The following is a 20,099-nucleotide window of genomic DNA, read 5'->3' as shown; positions in this document are numbered from 1 at the left end:
TTTAATTCGTTTTAAAAATAATAGTTAGTAAAGCACCATTTCTATTAGAGGTATATAGATTACCATTTATTTGTTTAATAAGTCCATTAATTAATTCAAAACCAAATGATTTTACATTTTTTGTATCAAAATTATCAGGAAATCCAATTCCATTGTCTTGAACTGTTACTTTGTACTCCGTTTGTTTTTTTTCTAAACTAATATCAATTTTTCCAGCTTTAGTATTTGTGAATGCATGTTTGTATGCGTTGTTAATAATTTCGTTTAAAATTAGACTTAGTGGAATAGCGGTATCAATCTCAAGTTGAAAATTTGTTATATTTACTGTTATATCAATCTTTTTTTCAGATGAGTTCACTTGTTTGCTGTAGGTAATAAATTCAGATATATAGTGTGAAAAATTAACAGCTTTAAAATTTTTGTTTTGATAGATTGTTTTATGAAGTAATGCAATAGATTGAATCCTATTTTGTCCTTCACTTAAAATGGTTTTAATTTTAGGATCTTTTATTGTGTAATTTTGAAGCTCTAATATTCCTGAAATTATTTGCAAATTATTCTTTACACGATGATGAATTTCTTTTAAAAGTAATTCTTTTTCTATAAGTGATTCTTCAATTTCTTTATTTTTTTTTAAAATGGAATTGCTCATTCTTTCAATCTCAACTCGTTTTCTTTGGTTGTTTGAGATGAAAATAAAGCTTATAATTAGTAATAGTAAAAGACCTGTAATAATAATGGTAAATATGATGTCCTCTTTTTCTTTAATTGCTTTGTTTTTTTTAATAATTGATCGTTCATTTTCTTCTATAGAAAAGTTTAATTCGGAACTTTGGAGTAATTTTTTTTTTTGTATGTTGGAAATTGAATCATTATTTTTTTTTATAATGAGTAGTAATTTGTAGGCTTCTTTGTAATTATTTGTTTCTTGAGCGAATTGATGTTTTAGATTAAGTAACTGTAAAGTTTGTATTTTTGAGTTTTTATTTAAAGAGTCTAAATGCATAATTATAGATTTAGACTTTGAAAAATCTTTTTTACCAAGATAAGCTTTCGCTAAAATAACTTTGTAATCTATGTAGGTGTTGTTTTTTTTAACCGTGTTAAAGTAATTTGAATCTAAAGCAGTTAGTGTGGTTATTGCTTTATCGTATTTTTTCTGAGTTAAATAAATGTTTGCAATATTTTCGTTAACATTTAAAAAAAAATTTCTATAACTAATAGAATCAATTTTTTTTTTTCCTTTTTCAGCTTTATAAAGTCCTTTGTTGTAATAAATTAATGCAGAGTCATTTTTGTTGATTAACGAATAAAAAAAACCTAAATCATTATATGCGGACGGGATAATTAGAGAATCACGTTTTGTGTTTTGCTGCAATAAGTTGATTTCCTTTTTTAATTGAATTATAGCTTTGTCTACTTTTTCAAGTTGTAGATAAAGACGACTTTGTATATTATAACTCCAAAGTGGATAATCAACACCTTTTTCTATTAAAGTATTGATTTGTCTGTTGCTATCAAAAACTTTTGAATATAAATTCAGTTTTAAATAAGATTCTTGCATGGCAACATAAATATCCATGCGTTCTTTGTCGCACAATTTATAATCCTTATTCTCTAATAATTTATTGAATTTCGAAATTGCTTTAATATGATTTTGATCCAACTGATCAATAAGTCCTAAACAAAAAGTATAAGGTTTTTCTTGAGTTTTGTTTGTGGAATTTTTATTTTTTAGTAAAAAGAATTCTTCTTTAAATAATAAAATGTATTTTAGTTTATCTTCTTGATGTAAACTTCTAAAATAAAAAACTTTTTCTATTTCTTTCTTAATCTTAAATGTTTTTACAATTGTATCGTTTGGTAATACAAATTGAGAAAAAAGTAAAAAAAATATAGAAAAAGTTTTAATATTCATTGGTTTATTTAAAATAAGAAAAAGTTTCGTTATTTTCAATTTTTAATAAAGTTTCATAAATCAATTTAATAACATTTTCAACATCATCTCTATGAACCATTTCCACGGTAGTATGCATATAACGAAGTGGTAATGAAATCAAGGCGGAAGCAACACCACCATTACTATATGCAAATGCATCCGTATCTGTACCAGTCACGCGTGATGAAGCATGTCTTTGAAATGGAATTTTGTTTGTTTCAGCTGTATCAACAATTAATTCACGAAGATTATTTTGGGTTGCAGGAGCATAAGCAATAACAGGACCTTTCCCCATTTTTAAATCACCCTCAATTTTTTTGTCAATCATTGGAGTGTTTGTATCATGACAAACATCAGTAACTATTGCAACATTTGGTTTAATAGTTTGAGTAATCATTTCCGCACCTCGTAAACCAACTTCTTCTTGAACAGAGTTTACTACATATAAACCAAACGGAAGATCTTTCTTGTTTTCTTTTAATAAACGAGCAACTTCAGCAATCATGAAGCCACCCATTCTATTGTCAATTGCACGACAAATAAATTTGTTTTCATTTAAAACTTCAAAACCATCAGGATAAGTAACAACACAACCTACATGAATTCCTAGTTTCTCAACTTCTTCTTTTGTTTCACATCCACAATCAATAAAAATATTATCTATTCTAGTTGTTATCTCTTTGTCTTTGTTTCTTGTGTGAATCGCTGGCCATCCAAAAACACCTCTAACTATTCCTTTTTTAGTATGAATGTGTACTCTCTTAGATGGAGCGATCATATGATCACTACCACCATTTCTAATCACATAAATAAAACCATCGTCAGAGATGTAGTTAACATACCAAGCAATTTCGTCAGAGTGACCTTCAATTACAACCTTAAAAGGAGCGTCTGGGTTAATTACACCAACAGCTGTACCATAAGTGTCAGTAATAAAAGTATCTACATAAGGCTTTAAATAGTTCATCCACAATTTTTGCCCTTCAGCTTCATACCCAGTAGGAGAAGAATTATTTAAATAGTTTTCTAAAAAAGTTAAAGAACTTTCTTTTAAGATAGATTTTGTACTCATTATATTGTATATTTTTTGCTAAATTATAAAATTGCTTTAAGAGTTATCTAAAAATTTAGTTATTTTTGAGTAGGTTTTTTAGTAAATTACTCATTTTTTTCTTTTGATTAGAAATCTAACGTAAATTTATATTAATTTGTTGATCTTTAAAAACACACCTAAATAGATGAAAAAATATACAATCATTATATTTCTACTATATACTTTTCTTGCAAATTGCCAAGTGCAAGATACTTTGAGTATAACAGCTCAAGATTCTTCACTATTGTATTCAATAGAGCTAAAAGAGATTGTAGTTTCTAAAGAAGGTATTTCTGCAGCAGACCTAGAAAGGAAAAAATTATTAATATTAAAGAGAAGAGTTTATAAGACCTATCCTTATGCTGTATTAACTTCGCAGAAGTTGAAACTAATCAATGAAACAATGGATAAGTTGAAGACAAAAAAAGAAAAGAAAAAGTATTTTAAAATAGTTGAAAAATACCTAGAAGAAGAATTTGAGCCAAGATTAAAAAAACTATCTCGAAAAGATGGTCAAATTTTAGTAAAACTAATATACAGGCAAACAGGAGAAACTACGTTCGACCTGATAAAAGAATATAAAAGTGGATGGAAGGCTTTTTGGTCAAATAATACAGCAAAACTTTTCGATATTAATATTAAGGAAGATTATCAACCGTTCAATGAACTTGAAGATTTTTATATTGAAACTATATTAGCTAAAGCATTTAATGATGGTAGCCTAGAAAGACAGCCTGCAGCGAAACCAATAGATATAATAAGCTTGGCGAATATTTGGAGAGAAAAAGCGGCAAAAATGCGCGAACTCCAAGATTCTACAAAAAAGTAATATATAAAGGAGTAAAAAATATATAGTATATATATAAGTAGCAGAAGTAAAAGATTAGAAACACTTTTCGTCCCGCTATTCGCGCTACGTGGTAGTTAGCTTCTATCGTTGCTATAAAAGAAGTTTAGTATTTGATAAGAAGAAAAAAAAATACGTGTAAGTAATTGATTTTCAGAATATCTAAAAATATATTAAAAAATAGTTAAGAAAAGATTAGGAAACTCGCAAAAAGTGGCTACTTTTGCACCCGCATAACCGCAGAAGTTCTTAGATATATATTGATGATTACAACGTAAAGTTGAGGCTTAAAAAAAGAGTGATTTTTTTTCAAAAAAGCTTGTCAGAAATAAAAAACTAATTATCTTTGCACCCCGCGAAACAAGCGAAGTTCATTTATATATTGAGTAAGATTTATTAAGAAAAAAAAAATAATTTTTTTTATCAAATAAAGCTTGCGAGATTAAAAAGAAGGTTGTAGTTTTGCACTCGCTAACTGAGATACTGAAAAGCTTTTGAGATATAGAGTTTTAGGGGGTTAAAGAAAGTGAAGGTTATAAAACAAGAATGACACGTTCATAGACATATTGAATTGACAGCATAATTTAAAGTGATTTAAATTATAAAATAAGAGAGTAAAGGCGAATTAAATACAAAAGCTAGAATCGTACAATATAAAAAATATACGATGAAGAGTTTGATCCTGGCTCAGGATGAACGCTAGCGGCAGGCCTAACACATGCAAGTCGAGGGGTATAGTTCTTCGGAACTAGAGACCGGCGCACGGGTGCGTAACGCGTATGCAATCTGCCTTGTACAGAGGGATAGCCCAGAGAAATTTGGATTAATACCTCATAGTGTTATTGAATGGCATCATTTGATAACTAAAGTTCCAACGGTACAAGATGAGCATGCGTCCCATTAGTTAGTTGGTAAGGTAACGGCTTACCAAGACAATGATGGGTAGGGGTCCTGAGAGGGAGATCCCCCACACTGGTACTGAGACACGGACCAGACTCCTACGGGAGGCAGCAGTGAGGAATATTGGACAATGGGCGCAAGCCTGATCCAGCCATGCCGCGTGCAGGATGACTGCCCTATGGGTTGTAAACTGCTTTTATACAGGAAGAAACACTGCTACGTGTAGCAGCTTGACGGTACTGTAGGAATAAGGATCGGCTAACTCCGTGCCAGCAGCCGCGGTAATACGGAGGATCCAAGCGTTATCCGGAATCATTGGGTTTAAAGGGTCCGTAGGCGGCCTTATAAGTCAGTGGTGAAATCTCCTAGCTCAACTAGGAAACTGCCATTGATACTGTAGGGCTTGAATTTTTAGGAAGTAACTAGAATATGTAGTGTAGCGGTGAAATGCTTAGATATTACATGGAATACCAATTGCGAAGGCAGGTTACTACTAATGGATTGACGCTGATGGACGAAAGCGTGGGTAGCGAACAGGATTAGATACCCTGGTAGTCCACGCCGTAAACGATGGATACTAGCTGTTCGGTTTTCGGACTGAGTGGCTAAGCGAAAGTGATAAGTATCCCACCTGGGGAGTACGCACGCAAGTGTGAAACTCAAAGGAATTGACGGGGGCCCGCACAAGCGGTGGAGCATGTGGTTTAATTCGATGATACGCGAGGAACCTTACCAGGGCTTAAATGGGAGACGACAGGACTGGAAACAGTTTTTTCTTCGGACGTCTTTCAAGGTGCTGCATGGTTGTCGTCAGCTCGTGCCGTGAGGTGTCAGGTTAAGTCCTATAACGAGCGCAACCCCTGTCGTTAGTTGCCAGCGAGTGATGTCGGGAACTCTAACGAGACTGCCGGTGCAAACCGCGAGGAAGGTGGGGATGACGTCAAATCATCACGGCCCTTACGTCCTGGGCCACACACGTGCTACAATGGCCGGTACAGAGAGCAGCTACTAGGCGACTAGATGCGAATCTTCAAAACCGGTCTCAGTTCGGATCGGAGTCTGCAACTCGACTCCGTGAAGCTGGAATCGCTAGTAATCGGATATCAGCCATGATCCGGTGAATACGTTCCCGGGCCTTGTACACACCGCCCGTCAAGCCATGGAAGCTGGGGGTACCTGAAGTCGGTGACCGCAAGGAGCTGCCTAGGGTAAAACTGGTAACTAGGGCTAAGTCGTAACAAGGTAGCCGTACCGGAAGGTGCGGCTGGAACACCTCCTTTCTAGAGAAAGATTTTAGAATTTGTAGATTTGTTTTTATTCTCGCTGTTAGTTCAAATAATATAATAAAACTTAAAGAAACAGAGTCTCGTAGCTCAGCTGGTTAGAGTACTACACTGATAATGTAGGGGTCGGCAGTTCGAGTCTGCCCGGGACTACTATTTTGGGAAAGTTTTATTAAAAGGAAATTTTAGAGGTTGAGTGAAGCCGTTTTAAGTACTGTTAACTGAAGAACTGTTAACTTAGCGCTAAAAATGGGGGATTAGCTCAGCTGGCTAGAGCGCCTGCCTTGCACGCAGGAGGTCATCGGTTCGACTCCGATATTCTCCACCACGGCTTAAAAAGCCACAAGTTCATTGACATATTGAGAAAAGAAAAATATAAAAATATAATAGAAAGCACAAATTTTGGGTGTTATATTCGTATAACATTTAAATAAAAGTACAATAAGCAAAATAAGGGCGTATGGGGAATGCCTAGGCTCTCAGAGGCGATGAAGGACGTGATAAGCTGCGAAAAGCTACGGGGATTGGCACACACGAATTGATCCGTAGATATCCGAATGGGGCAACCCACTATGTTGAAGACATAGTACTCCTACGGGAGAGTAAACCCGCTGAACTGAAACATCTAAGTAGGCGGAGGAGAAGAAAACAAAAGTGATTCCGTAAGTAGTGGCGAGCGAACGCGGATTAGCCCAAACCAGTGTTGTTACGGCAATACTGGGGTTGTAGGACTGCGATATTCTATGCGGATTGAATTAGAATAACCTGGAAAGGTTAACCAAAGAAGGTGATAGTCCTGTATAGGTAAGAGAAGATATAGATAGCAGTATCCTGAGTAGCGCGGGGCACGTGAAACCCTGTGTGAATCTGCCGGGACCATCCGGTAAGGCTAAATACTCCTGAGAGACCGATAGTGAACCAGTACCGTGAGGGAAAGGTGAAAAGAACCGTGAATAACGGAGTGAAATAGATCCTGAAACCATACGCTTACAAGCGGTCGGAGCCCTTTCGTGGGGTGACGGCGTGCCTTTTGCATAATGAGCCTACGAGTTACCGTTGCTGGCAAGGATAAGTGGTTAAGCCACGGATCCGTAGCGAAAGCGAGTCTGAATAGGGCGCTTTAGTCAGTAATGGTAGACGCGAAACCGTGTGATCTACCCATGGGCAGGATGAAGCTTTGTTAACCCAAAGTGGAGGTCCGAACCCGTTGACGTTGAAAAGTCTTGGGATGACCTGTGGGTAGGGGTGAAAGGCCAATCAAACTCGGAAATAGCTCGTACTCCCCGAAATGCATTTAGGTGCAGCGCTGAAATAGTTATATAGAGGTAGAGCTACTGATTGGATGCGGGGGTTTCACCACCTACCAATTCCTGACAAACTCCGAATGCTATATAATGATTTTCATCAGTGAGGGCATGGGTGCTAAGGTCCATGTCCGAGAGGGAAAGAACCCAGACCATCAGCTAAGGTCCCCAAATGTATGCTAAGTTGAAATAACGCGGTTTGTCTGCATAGACAGCTAGGATGTTGGCTTGGAAGCAGCCATTCATTTAAAGAGTGCGTAACAGCTCACTAGTCGAGCGGACGAGCATGGATAATAATCGGGCATAAGTATACTACCGAAGCTATGGATTTGTAAAATATTACAAGTGGTAGGGGAGCATTCTAAACTGGGTCGAAGGTGATATGTGAGTATTGCTGGACTGTTTAGAAAAGAAAATGTAGGCATAAGTAACGATAATGCGGGCGAGAAACCCGCACACCGAAAAACTAAGGTTTCCACAGCTATGCTAATCAGCTGTGGGTTAGTCGGGTCCTAAGGCGAATCCGAAAGGAACAGTCGATGGATAACGGGTTAATATTCCCGTACTACTTATAATTGTGATGGAATGACGGAGTGATGAAAGCACCACGAACTGACGGAATAGTTCGTTGAAGTACCTAGCTATATTCTCTATAGGCAAATCCGTAGAGAATGGCGAAATACGATAGTACTCGGAGTCTTCGGACAAAGGGATAGTGTGCCTAAGGGCTTCCAAGAAAAGTTTCTAAACTTAGATTATAAGTACCCGTACCGTAAACCGACACAGGTAGTTGAGGAGAGAATCCTAAGGTGCTCGAGAGATTCATGGCTAAGGAATTAGGCAAAATAGACCTGTAACTTCGGGAGAAAGGTCGCCAGCAGCAATGCTGGCCGCAGTGAAAAGGTCCAGGCGACTGTTTATCAAAAACACAGGGCTCTGCAAAATCGTAAGATGAAGTATAGGGCCTGACACCTGCCCGGTGCTGGAAGGTTAAGAGGAGATGTTATCTTCGGAGAAGCATTGAATTGAAGCCCCAGTAAACGGCGGCCGTAACTATAACGGTCCTAAGGTAGCGAAATTCCTTGTCGGGTAAGTTCCGACCTGCACGAATGGTGTAACGATCTGGACACTGTCTCAGCCATGAGCTCGGTGAAATTGTAGTAGCGGTGAAGATGCCGCTTACCCGCAGTGGGACGAAAAGACCCTGTGCACCTTTACTATAGCTTAATATTGACCTTGGACACGTGATGTGTAGGATAGGTGGGAGACTTTGAAGTGGCGTCGCTAGGCGTTGTGGAGTCATTGTTGAAATACCACCCTTTGCTTGTCTGAGGCCTAACCCCGCTTAAGTGGGGGACATTGTTTGGTGGGTAGTTTGACTGGGGTGGTCGCCTCCAAAAGAGTAACGGAGGCTTCTAAAGGTTCCCTCAGCACGCTTGGTAACCGTGCGTAGAGTGCAATGGTATAAGGGAGCTTGACTGAGAGACATACAGGTCGATCAGGTACGAAAGTAGAGCATAGTGATCCGGTGGTTCCGCATGGAAGGGCCATCGCTCAAAGGATAAAAGGTACGCCGGGGATAACAGGCTGATCTCCCCCAAGAGCTCATATCGACGGGGGGGTTTGGCACCTCGATGTCGGCTCGTCACATCCTGGGGCTGGAGAAGGTCCCAAGGGTTGGGCTGTTCGCCCATTAAAGTGGCACGCGAGCTGGGTTCAGAACGTCGTGAGACAGTTCGGTCTCTATCTACTGTGGGCGTTAGAAATTTGAATGGATCTGATTCTAGTACGAGAGGACCGAATTGGACAAACCTCTGGTGTATCTGTTGTTCCGCCAGGAGCACTGCAGAGTAGCTACGTTTGGAAGGGATAAGCGCTGAAAGCATATAAGCGCGAAACCCACCATAAGATGAGATTTCTTTTAAGGGTCGTGGAAGATGACCACGTTGATAGGCTATAGATGTAAAGGCAGTAATGTCATAGTCAAGTAGTACTAATAACCCGTAAGCTTATGTACGAATTTCCTGCTCCGCAAGGAGCAGGGATGCACTTTCTATAGAATAATAAATATATTTTCTTGTCTCAATATGTTAAGATATTATTGCACATATTCATTTTGAAAAACAAATGTTTATTGCAATTAATTGCCCAAAGCAATTAGATCATTTAAGGTGGTTATTGCGGTGGGGCTCACCTCTTCCCATTCCGAACAGAGAAGTTAAGCCCACCTGCGCAGATGGTACTGCAATCCTGTGGGAGAGTATGTCGCCGCCTTTCTTTTAAAAACCCTAATCATACTGATTAGGGTTTTTTATTGTATCTTTTTTTTAGAATTAAAACAGTTTTTGAATAGATTTTTTGATTTTTGTATAGAGACTTATTTTTAATTCAGCCTTCTCTGAATTATTTATCATTTTTTGCCTTAATTTTTCTCTAAATGGATCTACCAACTGATACTTATTGATTACATCATTGTCAATTTGCTTATAATGTCCCTCCGGGATTATTTTATTATCAAAGTCAATTACTCCAATTTGTCCAGAAGTGAAATGTTTTTCAAAGTGTTTTAATCTTATAGACTGTTTTTTATCTATTATAAGTTTAAAATGTGAATTGAATTTGGTTTCACGTTGTATAAGTTGTACAATAAAATGATCTTTAATTTCAATATTATCGTTTAGGTAAATTTTAAATTCATTAAGCTTTTCCATTTTATTTATATCAAGATTCAAAATGGTAATTTTATTTTCGGATAAATTTAAAAATTTTAATTGGCTCAGTTTATTAAAACTATTTGGAACTTTTATTAATTCATTATTACCTAAATGTAGTAGTTTTAATTTCTTTAATTGACCTATTCTTTCTGTAATATCATTTACATGATTAGATTGTAAATATAGCTTCTTCAAGTTGTTTTTTGTATTACAATTAATTATAAAATTATTTAATGAATTATAAGATAAATCCAGATGAGTGAGTTTTTTTAAACTACCTAATTCAATAGGAATTTCTTTAAGAGCATTTTTTTTCAAGTCTAATACTTCTAAGTTATTTAACTTAGAAAGGGAATTAGGTATTTTTTCTAATACATTTTTTGAAACGAATAATCTTGTTAGTTTTTCTAACTTATAAATTTCATCTGGTAATGTTTTTAATTTATTATTTGATAGATTGAGAATAATTAACTCTTTTAAATTACAAATATTTGAAGAAATAGTTTTTATTTGGTTATTATCAAGATAAAGTACTTTTAAATGTTTTAATTTTTCAATTTTATAAGGAATCTCTTCAATTATATTATCTCTTAGATTGAGATTTGTAATAAAATCGAGTTCAAATATTTCCTCAGGAATTTTTTCTAAACCCAAGTTGGATAAATTTAAAAGTTGTACTTTATTTTTCTTTGCTAAGTTTATTTTTTCTTGAATTATATTCATTTATGTTTTATGCATTTTATGTTTACTATTTAAAGATCTAAGCACTTTTATAAATTTTTATGTTTTTTTAGTAAAAAGTAAATTTTGTTGTTACAAATAGTGATATTAAATGTAATTTTAGTGTGAATTTAGGTTACAATATATATTATAATTTATAAATGAAGAAAATATTTTATATAAGTTTTATTTTGTTGGTTTTTTTATCATGTACTTCTAATATTGAGAAAGTTGAAAAGGCATTCTATTATTGGAAGAGTGAGAATAGTGCATTCAATGAAAATGAGAAACAAGTCTTGGATACATTAAAGGTAAAAAAAGTTTATTTAAAATTTTTTGAAGTAAAATATGATGAAACACTTGGGATAATCCCATTCTCAAAGACAAAATTTAATAAATATTCTTGGTATGATGATTCAAATAAGCAAGAATTAATTGTCATTCCTACAGTTTTCATTAAGAATGAAGTTTTTATTAATGGTTCAAAAGTGCAAATTGATACATTAGTAAACAATGTTAACCATTTAGTGAAAAAATATTTTGAGGAACGTTTTGAAGGTTACCCAAATTTGACTGAAATTCAAATTGATTGTGATTGGACTTTAAAATCGAAAGAAAACTATTTTTATTTTTTAGAATCTTTTGGTAACAAATCTAAGTTGCCAATAAGTTGCACTTTGCGCTTATACCCTTATAAATATAGAACTAAAATGGGGATTCCTCCAGTTAAAAAAGTTACCTTGATGTGTTATAATCTAATTCAACCTTTTGATGATAAGAATAAGAATTCAATTTTAGATACGAATGAATTAAAGTCCTATTTAAGTGTAGTTGATAAGTATCCAGTTCATTTAGATGTTGCATTACCGTTGTTTTCTTGGGGGCATTTATATCGATATGATACATTTAAAAAGTTTATTAATTTGAATAAACAAGAACTAGAATCGATGTCTATTAAGAAAAGTAAATTATGGTATGATGTAGTTAAAGATACCGTAATTAAGGATTTTTTTTATAGAAAAGGTGATAAAATTAAATTTGAAAATATTGATTCAAATTTAATTCACGAAACTATTTCACTTTTAAAGAAAGAAGTTTCTTTTGACAAAGAAATTACTGTAACTTTTTTTCATTTAGACGATAAACAACTAGAAAAATTCAATTATGAAACGATTACATCTTATTATACTTCTTTTTCTAAATAGTTTTACAACGATTTTTGCTTGTTATTTTTATCCATTTGGTGAAGATATTCGTTTTAGCATTTTTAATCCGAATAACTTTAATTATGATGGTTTTAGAATGTATAACTATAGCTATTCTTATTATTATGAAGATGATTATTTGTATAATCTAAATAGTGTTACAGAGAATGATCTAATGTGGCAAAAGTATTGTGATATAAAAATTGAAATTCCAGAAATTAAAAAAGCTGTTTTTCAAGTTTCAATTGATAAATTTAATAATAAAAATAAAAATCCATTCATTCAATATTTATTTACGAATGATAAGAAGGAAGCAATTGATTATTTAATTTTTGCAAAATCTCTTGAAAAGTTATCGAAAGGAGATGATTTATGGGAAAATAATCAAGATGTTTTTTCAAAAATTAGAAAAACTAAAATTGATGAAGCATTTAAAAGGATAGATGCATGTAAAGAAAAAATTATACAAAAGCGTTATCTATATCAAATTTTTAGATTATTACAATATAATGGTGATTCCAAAGAAATTATAAGTCTCTATTCTAAATACTTTGATAAGAATGTTTCAGATGATTTTATTGATGATTGGGCACTTTATTATAGAATGAATGCTGAGAAAGATGATATTAAAATGAATTTATTGGCTGCTCAAGTATTTTCAAGGGGAACAGATAATAAGTTTGATATTAGATGGAGTTTTAATAAAGATATTCCAATAGATCGTGTTTTAGAATTGGCTGAAACGGATGAAGAAAGGGCTAATGTGTACATTTTATATTCTTTTAAGAAAACGGATAGAAATTTAAATTATATTAAGAAAATATATAGTTTAGATAAAAGCAACAAGGGTTTGAATTTCTTATTACTTAGGGAAATTAATAAGTTAGAAGATTGGATATTAACCCCAAGTTACACGATGTATCTTCCTGTATTAAGAGAAGATTATTGGGAAAACAACACTACGTCAAGAATTTTGAATAGAGTAGAAGAAGATAGGTCTTATGCAAAGGAAGTGCTTGATTTTGTGGAAATAATTGATAAAAAAGCAGTTGTTGATTCTGATTTTTGGAATATAAGTAAAGCATATTTATTTTTTCTAAATAAAGAATATAAAAAAGGATTAGAAGTAATTTCTAGTTGTGAAAATAATTTAGTTTTAGAAAAATCAAAACGACAAGTGAATATTATAAAAGCACTTTGTTTAACTGCAAATCAAGAACTTGGCAAAGCAATTGTTTTAGATGAAGTGAAACCAATTTTACTTAAAGCATCAAAAAATAATGATTATCGGTTTCTTTTTGCTATTGCGAAAGAATTGGAATTCTTGGGAAATAATATTGATGCTGGATTTATAATTTCTCATTTGAATAATGACAAATATGGAGAAAATTCTACTTTTTGGAAATCTAGAAATAATAGAGTTACATTAAGTGATGATTATTTTTATGATTGGTATGGCTATATTGATTCTGAATTTTCATTAGAACAGATGAAAGATTTAGTAAGTGAATTAGAATTAAATGATAATAATTCTGATTTTGATTCATGGAAATTATATTCTTTACGAAAAGAAAAGAGTAAAATCTATGATTTATTAGGTATTAAATATATTAGAGAAAATCAGCTAGAAAACGCTTATATTGCTTTTTCAAAAATGTCTAAAGATCATTATACTAATCATTTATTTAATGAAAATCCATTTTATAAAATTAAAGGGTATATGAATTTTGACAATAAAAAAAATGCGATTAGCCTATCAAAAGCAACTGTTGTTAAAGAGTTACTATATCATATTAAAAGAGGTAATACTGTTGATGAAAAAGAAAGAGAAAAACATTATTTTTTAGCAGCAAATTGTTACTATAATATGTCTTATCATGGTAATTCTTGGATGTTAAGACGTATTTATTGGTCTACAAATAAAGTGAATTCTAACTTAATTGATGAAGATGAATATAAAGAATGTAATTTGGCAAAAGTTTATTATTTAAAAGCATATGAATTAGCTAAAACAGAAGAATTTAAGGCTTTATGTATTTATATGAAAAATAAATGTGATGCAAGGAAAAATTCACATAACTATTTTAAACTTTTAAGTGAAAATCGATATAGTTTTTATAATAATAGAGAATACGATAGTATAATTGACCTTTCATTTCAAGAATTAAGGATTAAATACCCAAATGAATATTTAGATCTTGTTTCAAATTGTGAAATTTATAGTGAATATTATCAGTTAAGAAATTGATTCATTTTTCATAAAACTCTATTGGTAAATCATCTGGATCTGCAATAAAAGTAAAACGCTTATTTGTGAATTCATCTATACGAATTGACTCTATTTCAATATTGTGTTTTGTTAAATGTTCAATAACTGAATCTATATTGTCTACTTCAAAAGCTAAATGCCGTAATCCAGTTGCTTCTGGTCTAGAAGTTCTTTTTGGTGGATTTGGAAACGAAAATAATTCAATACAATATTGATTGTTTAATGCTAAATCAAGTTTATAGGATTCTCTTTCTGTTCTATATATTTCTTGAATGATTTCTAAGCCTAATATATTTACATAAAACGCTTTTGATTTCTCATAGTTAGAACAAATGATTGCAGTATGATGAATTTTGTTTAGCATTTGGATTAAGTGTAACGATAATGAATGAAATTTAGAATAATCTATTGAGTTTTTTAATTTTCAATTACTTAATGGTTGACAAGGGATGCAAACTAAGATTATTATTTGTGCCACCTTTGATTGATTTATATCATTAGTTTTGCTTTTATGTGTTTCTTTGTTCTGATTATTTGTCAAATGTAAAAAAATCCTCTATTGTGTTTAGCAAAAGAGGATCGAATTATAGTTTAATGATTTAAGATTAGGCAAATAATAAGAACAAAATCGGAAAAATAATTCCTATTAATGACAACTTCCAACCACGTCTTTTAAAAGTATGTTTACCATGTTTTGTTATCATTGCACCAGAAATAGCAATAAAAATTAATGAAATCCCGAAAATATCCGAAAAATAGATCCACCAATTAGATGTTGTTTTGTGTAGTTTCATCATCTGACTAATAATGGGAGTTCGCTTGTAAGTAACTATTTCTCCTTTACCTGTTTCTAATTCAATATCTACATCTGTGTTTTTAAAAGTGATTCTAAATGAACCATTTTTTAATCTAAACCTTTTGAAAGTATCTTTAATAGCATAGGAATTCAGAAAGTTTTTCGCATACTCTTCAGTTATCTTTTCTTTTTCAGGTAGTTGAACTTTAATCTCTTTTGTTTGTACATCATATTCCTCTGGATGCCAATTTTCTCTATGATTCATTAATATACCTGAAAAGGCAAAAGAGATTATTAATCCTAAATAAAAGTAACCAAAGTCACGATGTAAATTTCTTAATTTTAATTTTTTCATTTTCTATTTAAACTATTTATATTTTCTTCCCCACCATAATAAGAAACCTGTTATAGGTAAAGAAGCACAAAGTAAACTTGCTATGAAAGCAATAATTTTACCTACTATTCCTCCAATTGCTCCAATATGAATATCATAATTCATACGAACAACTTTGTCTGCAAAATTAGCATTTTTGTATTTACTATAGATACTATTTGGCTTAAGTTCTTTTAAAGTATGTTGATCAAAGTAAAGATAATCCATATCATAATGTAATCCATCAGAATTACAGACTTCAACCAAAATAGAAGTTGAGTCATTTTCAGGAAAGTGTAGCTCAAAATTTCTTGCGTTTTTATATTCTTTTTTTAATGTAGGTATTAAAATGTCACGTAGTTCATCGGTATCAACATTTGATATGATTTGTTCATTATTGGGCATCAAAAAACGGGGATTTTTATCACCTCCAAGGGCTTTATAAGTTATGTAATAAAACCATCCAAAAGCCATTACACAGCCGGTAAAAGTTAATATGATGGCTAATGCTGAAGTATAAAAACCAACAACAGTATGTAAATCAAAATTTTTACGTTTCCAGCGTGTTTTGTTATTCCAATCAAATTTTATTCGTTGTCGCAAATTTTTACTTTTCTTTGGCCACCACAATATTAGTCCGGTAATTATTAAAACGAAAAATAATAACACAGAATAAGTGACTATTATAGATCCAACTGCTTCTGGTAACCATAACCGTACATGTCCTTTTAGTATGAATCCAAAAAAACCACCCATATTATCTATTTGTTGAATTACTTCTCCAGAGTATGGATTTAAAAAGAGACTTTGATAAAATAATTCTGGTTCAGCCTCATAATAAATTATTTCAATAGCTTCATCTGGTTGTCCAAATACGACACCATGAACTGTCCGATTTGGGTTTTCTTTGCTAGCAATTTCTTTTACTTTAGAAGCAGTAATATATTCTTTATTAATTGGATTTACTGTTTTAAAGTCGGAATAAAAACTTTCTATTTCAGTTTTAAAAACCCATAAACAGCCTGTAATGGCTACAATAAAGACTACTAAACCAGTACTTAACCCTAGCCAGAGGTGTATTTGTCGAATTGTTTTTTTTAAATTATTTTTTTTCATCTTATACACAGTAAAAACCCCTCAATATATTGAGGAGTTTTTATAAAAATTAAATTATTAATTAAAACTTATAGGTTAATCCAGCAGTTAATGTTCTTAATTGTTGTGGAGAAACAGTTGACCAACCTGAATAGTATTTTTCATTCAGTATATTGTTTAATTTTAGAGTAATATTAAATTGATTTGAATCATAGGATAGTGCGGAATTCAAAATTGTATAACTTGGCAATTCAAAAGTTCCAATAGAAGCTCTATTTAATGTTTTGTTTTCACTTGCGTGATTTTGTCCTATACCGAATCCAAATCCTTTTAATTTCCCTTTGGTAAGTGTATAGTTTGCCCAGAAATTTATTAGTGTTTCTGGTCCAGATTCTTCAGGTCTAAGTCCAATATAACCATCTGCAAGATTACCTTTTGTAAATTCAGCTTTGTTATTACTAATTCCTAATATAATGTTTAAACCTTCAATTGGGTTAGCAATTATACTTACTTCTATACCTTTACTTTCAATTTCTTCTCCTTGAATAGTATTATTAATATTGTTAGGATCTGTCATTACTCTGTCTTTAACATTAATTGTGTAATAACTTACAGTTGCTGATAATTTATCTTTAAATAAACTTGTTTTAACACCAACTTCAATCTGATTTGCATGTTCTGGATCAAAAGCTTTTAATCGTGTATTTGAACCATCAATTTCTGATACTTCTTTTGGAGCAACATTTCTGAAGCCGTTCATGTAATTTGCAAAAAGAGATACTTTGTTTACTATTGGCTGATAAACTAAACCAAATTTTGGAGACACAGCAGTTTGTCCATTTACTTCTTCGGTAATGAAATAATCTGTTTTTCCTTTAAAATGATCTACTCTAACACTAGCCATTACAGCTAATTTTTGAGTAATATTTATTAAATCTGAAACGTAAACGCTGTATATTTCATTTTCTGCATTAGAATTTCCATCAAAAGAGCCAACTAATAGATTATCAACACCAGCTCTTGTCAAATCTCCAGTATCATTCCCATCATGTAATGTAACAACACCATTTGCAACCCAACCAGTGCTTCCGTTTCTAATGTTTGATTTGTAATAATCTAAACCTGCAACTAGTCTATTTCTAAAGTTTCCAATTTTAAAATCCCCAATAAAATTTTGTTGAATATCTGTAGTGTAAGTTTCTCCATTTCTTTTTGATACCGATCTACCGAAAGCAGTCCCGTTTGAAGCATCAAATAAATAAGAATAATAACCATCGGTTTTAGTATTTCCTCTTGAAAGAACCGTTTGAGACGTCCAATTTTCAGAAAGCTTATATAACATTTGTGCTTGAATACTGAAAGTCGGATTACTAATTGTTAACTCATTTGAAGTAAACGATTTTTTATAATTTTTCTCAAATAAAGAAATATCACTGAAAGAAAGAGGAGCATATCGACTTAAGAAAAGCATTGGTGCATTTGCAGATTCTCTTTGTGTGAATTCTGTATTGATTAAAAACGATAATTCATCATTGACAATGTAGTTTAATGAAGGTGCAACAAAAAAAGATTTATTAAAACCAGCATCTTGAAAAGAATTACTTTTTTGATAAGCTGCATTAATTCTTAATAACACATTCTTTTCCTTGTTAAGTGGAGTGTTGATGTCGGCTGTAACTCTTTCTGAACCATAAGTGCCCGAATTATAACCTATTTCACCTCCAAAAAAGTGTTGCGGTTTTTTTGTTACAATATTAATTAAACCACCATAAGATATTAAACTACCACCATATAATGTACCAGATGGACCTTTAATTGCTTCAATACTTTCAATATTAGCAGGATCTATTGTTCCATTGTTTAGAGCAGGAAAACCATTAACCATTGTTGGTTGAACGCTAAAACCTCGCATGGTATAAAATTCACCGCCGTCTCCACCACGACCAGTAGATTCCCAAACACGGGTTATACCTGTAGCGTTTTTAATTGCATCATTAAAGTTTGTAACTACCTGGTCTTTTAAAAGTGCTGCTGAAATAGAATTATACACTTGAGGATTCTCTAATTCTTTTAAATCCATCTTTGAAACTGTTGTACTTGCTTCTTTTTTGTATTTTACTTCTTTCTTACCTTCAACTATAATTTCTTTTAATTGTTTAATGCTATCTGTCTCATTTTTCTTTTTTTCTTGGGCGTTTACTGTACCTAAAGCTAAAAGAGTGGACACGGTTAATAGTATTTTATTCATTTTATTTAGATTTAATTAAAATAACGACGCAAAAATATTATTGTTAAATGAATCTGCAAAATTTATTTAGACTTATTTTAAATAATAAATTTTAATAGATTGATTTTCAATTAAAAAAAAGTCCAAAATTATGCTTCAAAATTGATTGTTTTTTTTCTTAACTTTGCACTTCAAAATAAATAGTAGCTATGTTAGATAGATTACAATATGTAAAACAACGTTTCGATGAGATATCGGATTTAATTATACAACCTGATGTTATTGCAGATCAGAAACGTTATGTGCAATTAAATAAAGAATATAAAGACCTTAAAGGTTTAGTAGAAAAGCGTGATGAATATATTTCTATTGATGCCAACATCAAAGAAGCAAATGAAATTATAGCAGACGGTTCCGATTCGGAAATGGTTGAAATGGCTAAAATGCAATTGGATGAAGCTAAAGAACGTTTACCAGAATTAGAAGATGAAATTAAATTCATGTTGATTCCAAAAGATCCTGAAGATGCTAAAAATGTAATGGTAGAGATTCGTGCTGGAACTGGAGGAGATGAAGCTTCAATCTTTGCAGGAGACTTATACAGAATGTATACTAAATACTGTGAATCTAGAAATTGGAGAACTTCAGTTGTAGATATGAATGAAGGTACTTCTGGAGGATTTAAAGAGGTTATTTTTGAAGTAACTGGAGAAGATGTTTATGGTACTTTAAAGTTTGAAGCAGGTGTTCACCGTGTACAACGTGTTCCTCAAACAGAAACGCAAGGACGTGTTCACACTTCTGCGGCAACGGTTATGGTTTTACCAGAAGCTGAGGAATTTGATGTACAAATTGATATGAACGATGTTCGTGTAGATTTTTTCTGTTCGTCTGGTCCTGGAGGTCAGTCTGTAAATACTACAAAATCGGCTGTGCGTTTAACTCACATTCCTACAGGTTTAGTAGCGCAATGTCAAGATCAAAAATCGCAACATAAAAACAAAGACAAAGCTTTTACTGTTTTACGTTCTCGTTTATACGAACAAGAATTAGCTAAAAAAGAAGCAGAAGATGCTACAAAACGTACTTCTCAAGTAAGTTCTGGAGACCGTTCTGCGAAAATTAGAACCTATAATTATGCTCAAGGCCGTGTTACAGATCATAGAATTGGTTTAACATTATATGATTTGGGGAACATTATGAATGGTGATATTCAGAAGATTGTAGAAGAATTACAATTGGTCTCTAACACAGAGAAATTAAAAGAATCTGAAGTGTTTTAATAAAAAATAAAGTAACTTTGAAAGGCTATGGAATATTTCTATAGCCTTTTT

General features: G+C 32.3%; 11 protein-coding genes, 2 tRNA genes and 3 rRNA genes. 9 read left to right on the top strand and 7 right to left on the bottom strand.

Annotated elements, in window-relative coordinates; genetic code table 11:
- Position 1: 1 nt before the first annotated feature.
- Entirely contained in the window at positions 2–1,918 is a 1,917-nt protein-coding gene (locus tag L2Z92_RS20570; RefSeq protein ID WP_236456637.1) for a tetratricopeptide repeat-containing sensor histidine kinase, read from the bottom strand.
- A 4-nt stretch (positions 1,919–1,922) separates the two neighbouring features.
- Entirely contained in the window at positions 1,923–3,011 is a 1,089-nt protein-coding gene (locus tag L2Z92_RS20565; protein ID WP_236456636.1) for a M42 family metallopeptidase, read from the bottom strand.
- A 166-nt stretch (positions 3,012–3,177) separates the two neighbouring features.
- On the opposite strand from L2Z92_RS20565, the gene L2Z92_RS20560 reads away from it, so the two are divergent.
- From L2Z92_RS20560 to rrf, 6 genes are all read left to right on the top strand, one after another.
- Positions 3,178–3,861, top strand: coding sequence for a DUF4294 domain-containing protein (locus L2Z92_RS20560; RefSeq protein ID WP_236456635.1), 684 nt, complete (start codon positions 3,178–3,180; stop codon positions 3,859–3,861).
- Between the two features lie 682 nt (positions 3,862–4,543).
- Positions 4,544–6,059, top strand: a 16S ribosomal RNA gene (locus tag L2Z92_RS20555).
- 82 nt (positions 6,060–6,141) lie between these two features.
- Positions 6,142–6,215 (top strand) — tRNA-Ile (locus L2Z92_RS20550).
- A 98-nt stretch (positions 6,216–6,313) separates the two neighbouring features.
- A tRNA-Ala gene (locus tag L2Z92_RS20545) sits at positions 6,314–6,390 on the top strand.
- A gap of 111 nt (positions 6,391–6,501) precedes the next feature.
- Positions 6,502–9,383: ribosomal RNA gene (locus L2Z92_RS20540) — 23S ribosomal RNA — on the top strand.
- 150 nt (positions 9,384–9,533) lie between these two features.
- Positions 9,534–9,643, top strand: a 5S ribosomal RNA gene (gene rrf, locus L2Z92_RS20535).
- Together the 16S, 23S and 5S rRNA genes with 2 tRNA genes alongside form the textbook arrangement of a ribosomal RNA operon.
- Before the next feature lie 56 nt (positions 9,644–9,699).
- Here the strand turns inward: rrf and L2Z92_RS20530 are convergent.
- Positions 9,700–10,803, bottom strand: coding sequence for a leucine-rich repeat domain-containing protein (locus L2Z92_RS20530; protein ID WP_236456634.1), 1,104 nt, complete (start codon positions 10,801–10,803; stop codon positions 9,700–9,702).
- 158 nt (positions 10,804–10,961) lie between these two features.
- Here L2Z92_RS20530 and L2Z92_RS20525 point away from each other — a divergent pair, with 158 nt between their 5' ends.
- Positions 10,962–12,005 carry a hypothetical protein gene (locus tag L2Z92_RS20525; RefSeq protein WP_236456633.1) on the top strand — a complete coding sequence of 348 codons (1,044 nt, stop codon included), beginning with the start codon at positions 10,962–10,964 and terminating at the stop codon, positions 12,003–12,005.
- Entirely contained in the window at positions 11,965–14,253 is a 2,289-nt protein-coding gene (locus tag L2Z92_RS20520; RefSeq protein ID WP_236456632.1) for a hypothetical protein, read from the top strand. Before L2Z92_RS20525 ends, L2Z92_RS20520 begins: the two co-directional genes overlap by 41 nt.
- A gap of 1 nt (position 14,254) precedes the next feature.
- Here L2Z92_RS20520 and gloA2 read toward each other — a convergent pair whose 3' ends face one another.
- From gloA2 to L2Z92_RS20500, 4 genes are all read right to left on the bottom strand, one after another.
- The gene (gloA2, locus tag L2Z92_RS20515) at positions 14,255–14,638 is read right to left on the bottom strand and encodes an SMU1112c/YaeR family gloxylase I-like metalloprotein (protein WP_236456631.1); all 384 of its coding nucleotides are present in this window, start codon (positions 14,636–14,638) and stop codon (positions 14,255–14,257) included.
- A 241-nt stretch (positions 14,639–14,879) separates the two neighbouring features.
- Complete coding sequence (locus L2Z92_RS20510) at positions 14,880–15,425, bottom strand: PepSY-associated TM helix domain-containing protein (RefSeq protein WP_236456630.1); 546 nt, start codon at positions 15,423–15,425, stop codon at positions 14,880–14,882.
- Positions 15,426–15,437: 12 nt separating this feature from the next.
- A complete protein-coding gene (locus L2Z92_RS20505) occupies positions 15,438–16,559 on the bottom strand; it encodes a PepSY-associated TM helix domain-containing protein (RefSeq protein WP_236456629.1) in 1,122 nt (373 codons plus the stop codon).
- A 61-nt stretch (positions 16,560–16,620) separates the two neighbouring features.
- The gene (locus L2Z92_RS20500; protein WP_236456628.1) at positions 16,621–18,786 is read right to left on the bottom strand and encodes a TonB-dependent siderophore receptor; all 2,166 of its coding nucleotides are present in this window, start codon (positions 18,784–18,786) and stop codon (positions 16,621–16,623) included.
- Positions 18,787–18,974: 188 nt separating this feature from the next.
- Between L2Z92_RS20500 and prfA the strand changes: the two genes are divergently transcribed.
- Positions 18,975–20,048, top strand: a complete 1,074-nt coding sequence (gene prfA / locus L2Z92_RS20495; RefSeq protein ID WP_236456627.1) for a peptide chain release factor 1 — start codon at positions 18,975–18,977, stop codon at positions 20,046–20,048.
- Positions 20,049–20,099 lie beyond the last annotated feature (51 nt).

The organism is Flavobacterium jumunjinense (genome assembly GCF_021650975.2).
Taxonomy (GTDB): domain Bacteria; phylum Bacteroidota; class Bacteroidia; order Flavobacteriales; family Flavobacteriaceae; genus Flavobacterium; species Flavobacterium jumunjinense.
This window is presented reverse-complemented; position numbering and strand designations above follow the sequence as displayed.

Bases quoted from the DNA above. Each gene is read 5' to 3' on its own strand.
- gloA2 (WP_236456631.1), bottom strand. From the start codon at position 14,638: ATGCTAAACAAAATTCATCATACTGCAATCATTTGTTCTAACTATGAG.
- L2Z92_RS20530 (WP_236456634.1), bottom strand. From the start codon at position 10,803: ATGAATATAATTCAAGAAAAAATAAACTTAGCAAAGAAAAATAAAGTA.
- L2Z92_RS20520 (WP_236456632.1), top strand. From the start codon at position 11,965: ATGAAACGATTACATCTTATTATACTTCTTTTTCTAAATAGTTTTACA.
- L2Z92_RS20505 (WP_236456629.1), bottom strand. From the start codon at position 16,559: ATGAAAAAAAATAATTTAAAAAAAACAATTCGACAAATACACCTCTGG.
- L2Z92_RS20525 (WP_236456633.1), top strand. From the start codon at position 10,962: ATGAAGAAAATATTTTATATAAGTTTTATTTTGTTGGTTTTTTTATCA.
- L2Z92_RS20570 (WP_236456637.1), bottom strand. From the start codon at position 1,918: ATGAATATTAAAACTTTTTCTATATTTTTTTTACTTTTTTCTCAATTT.
- L2Z92_RS20560 (WP_236456635.1), top strand. From the start codon at position 3,178: ATGAAAAAATATACAATCATTATATTTCTACTATATACTTTTCTTGCA.
- L2Z92_RS20510 (WP_236456630.1), bottom strand. From the start codon at position 15,425: ATGAAAAAATTAAAATTAAGAAATTTACATCGTGACTTTGGTTACTTT.
- L2Z92_RS20565 (WP_236456636.1), bottom strand. From the start codon at position 3,011: ATGAGTACAAAATCTATCTTAAAAGAAAGTTCTTTAACTTTTTTAGAA.
- prfA (WP_236456627.1), top strand. From the start codon at position 18,975: ATGTTAGATAGATTACAATATGTAAAACAACGTTTCGATGAGATATCG.
- L2Z92_RS20500 (WP_236456628.1), bottom strand. From the start codon at position 18,786: ATGAATAAAATACTATTAACCGTGTCCACTCTTTTAGCTTTAGGTACA.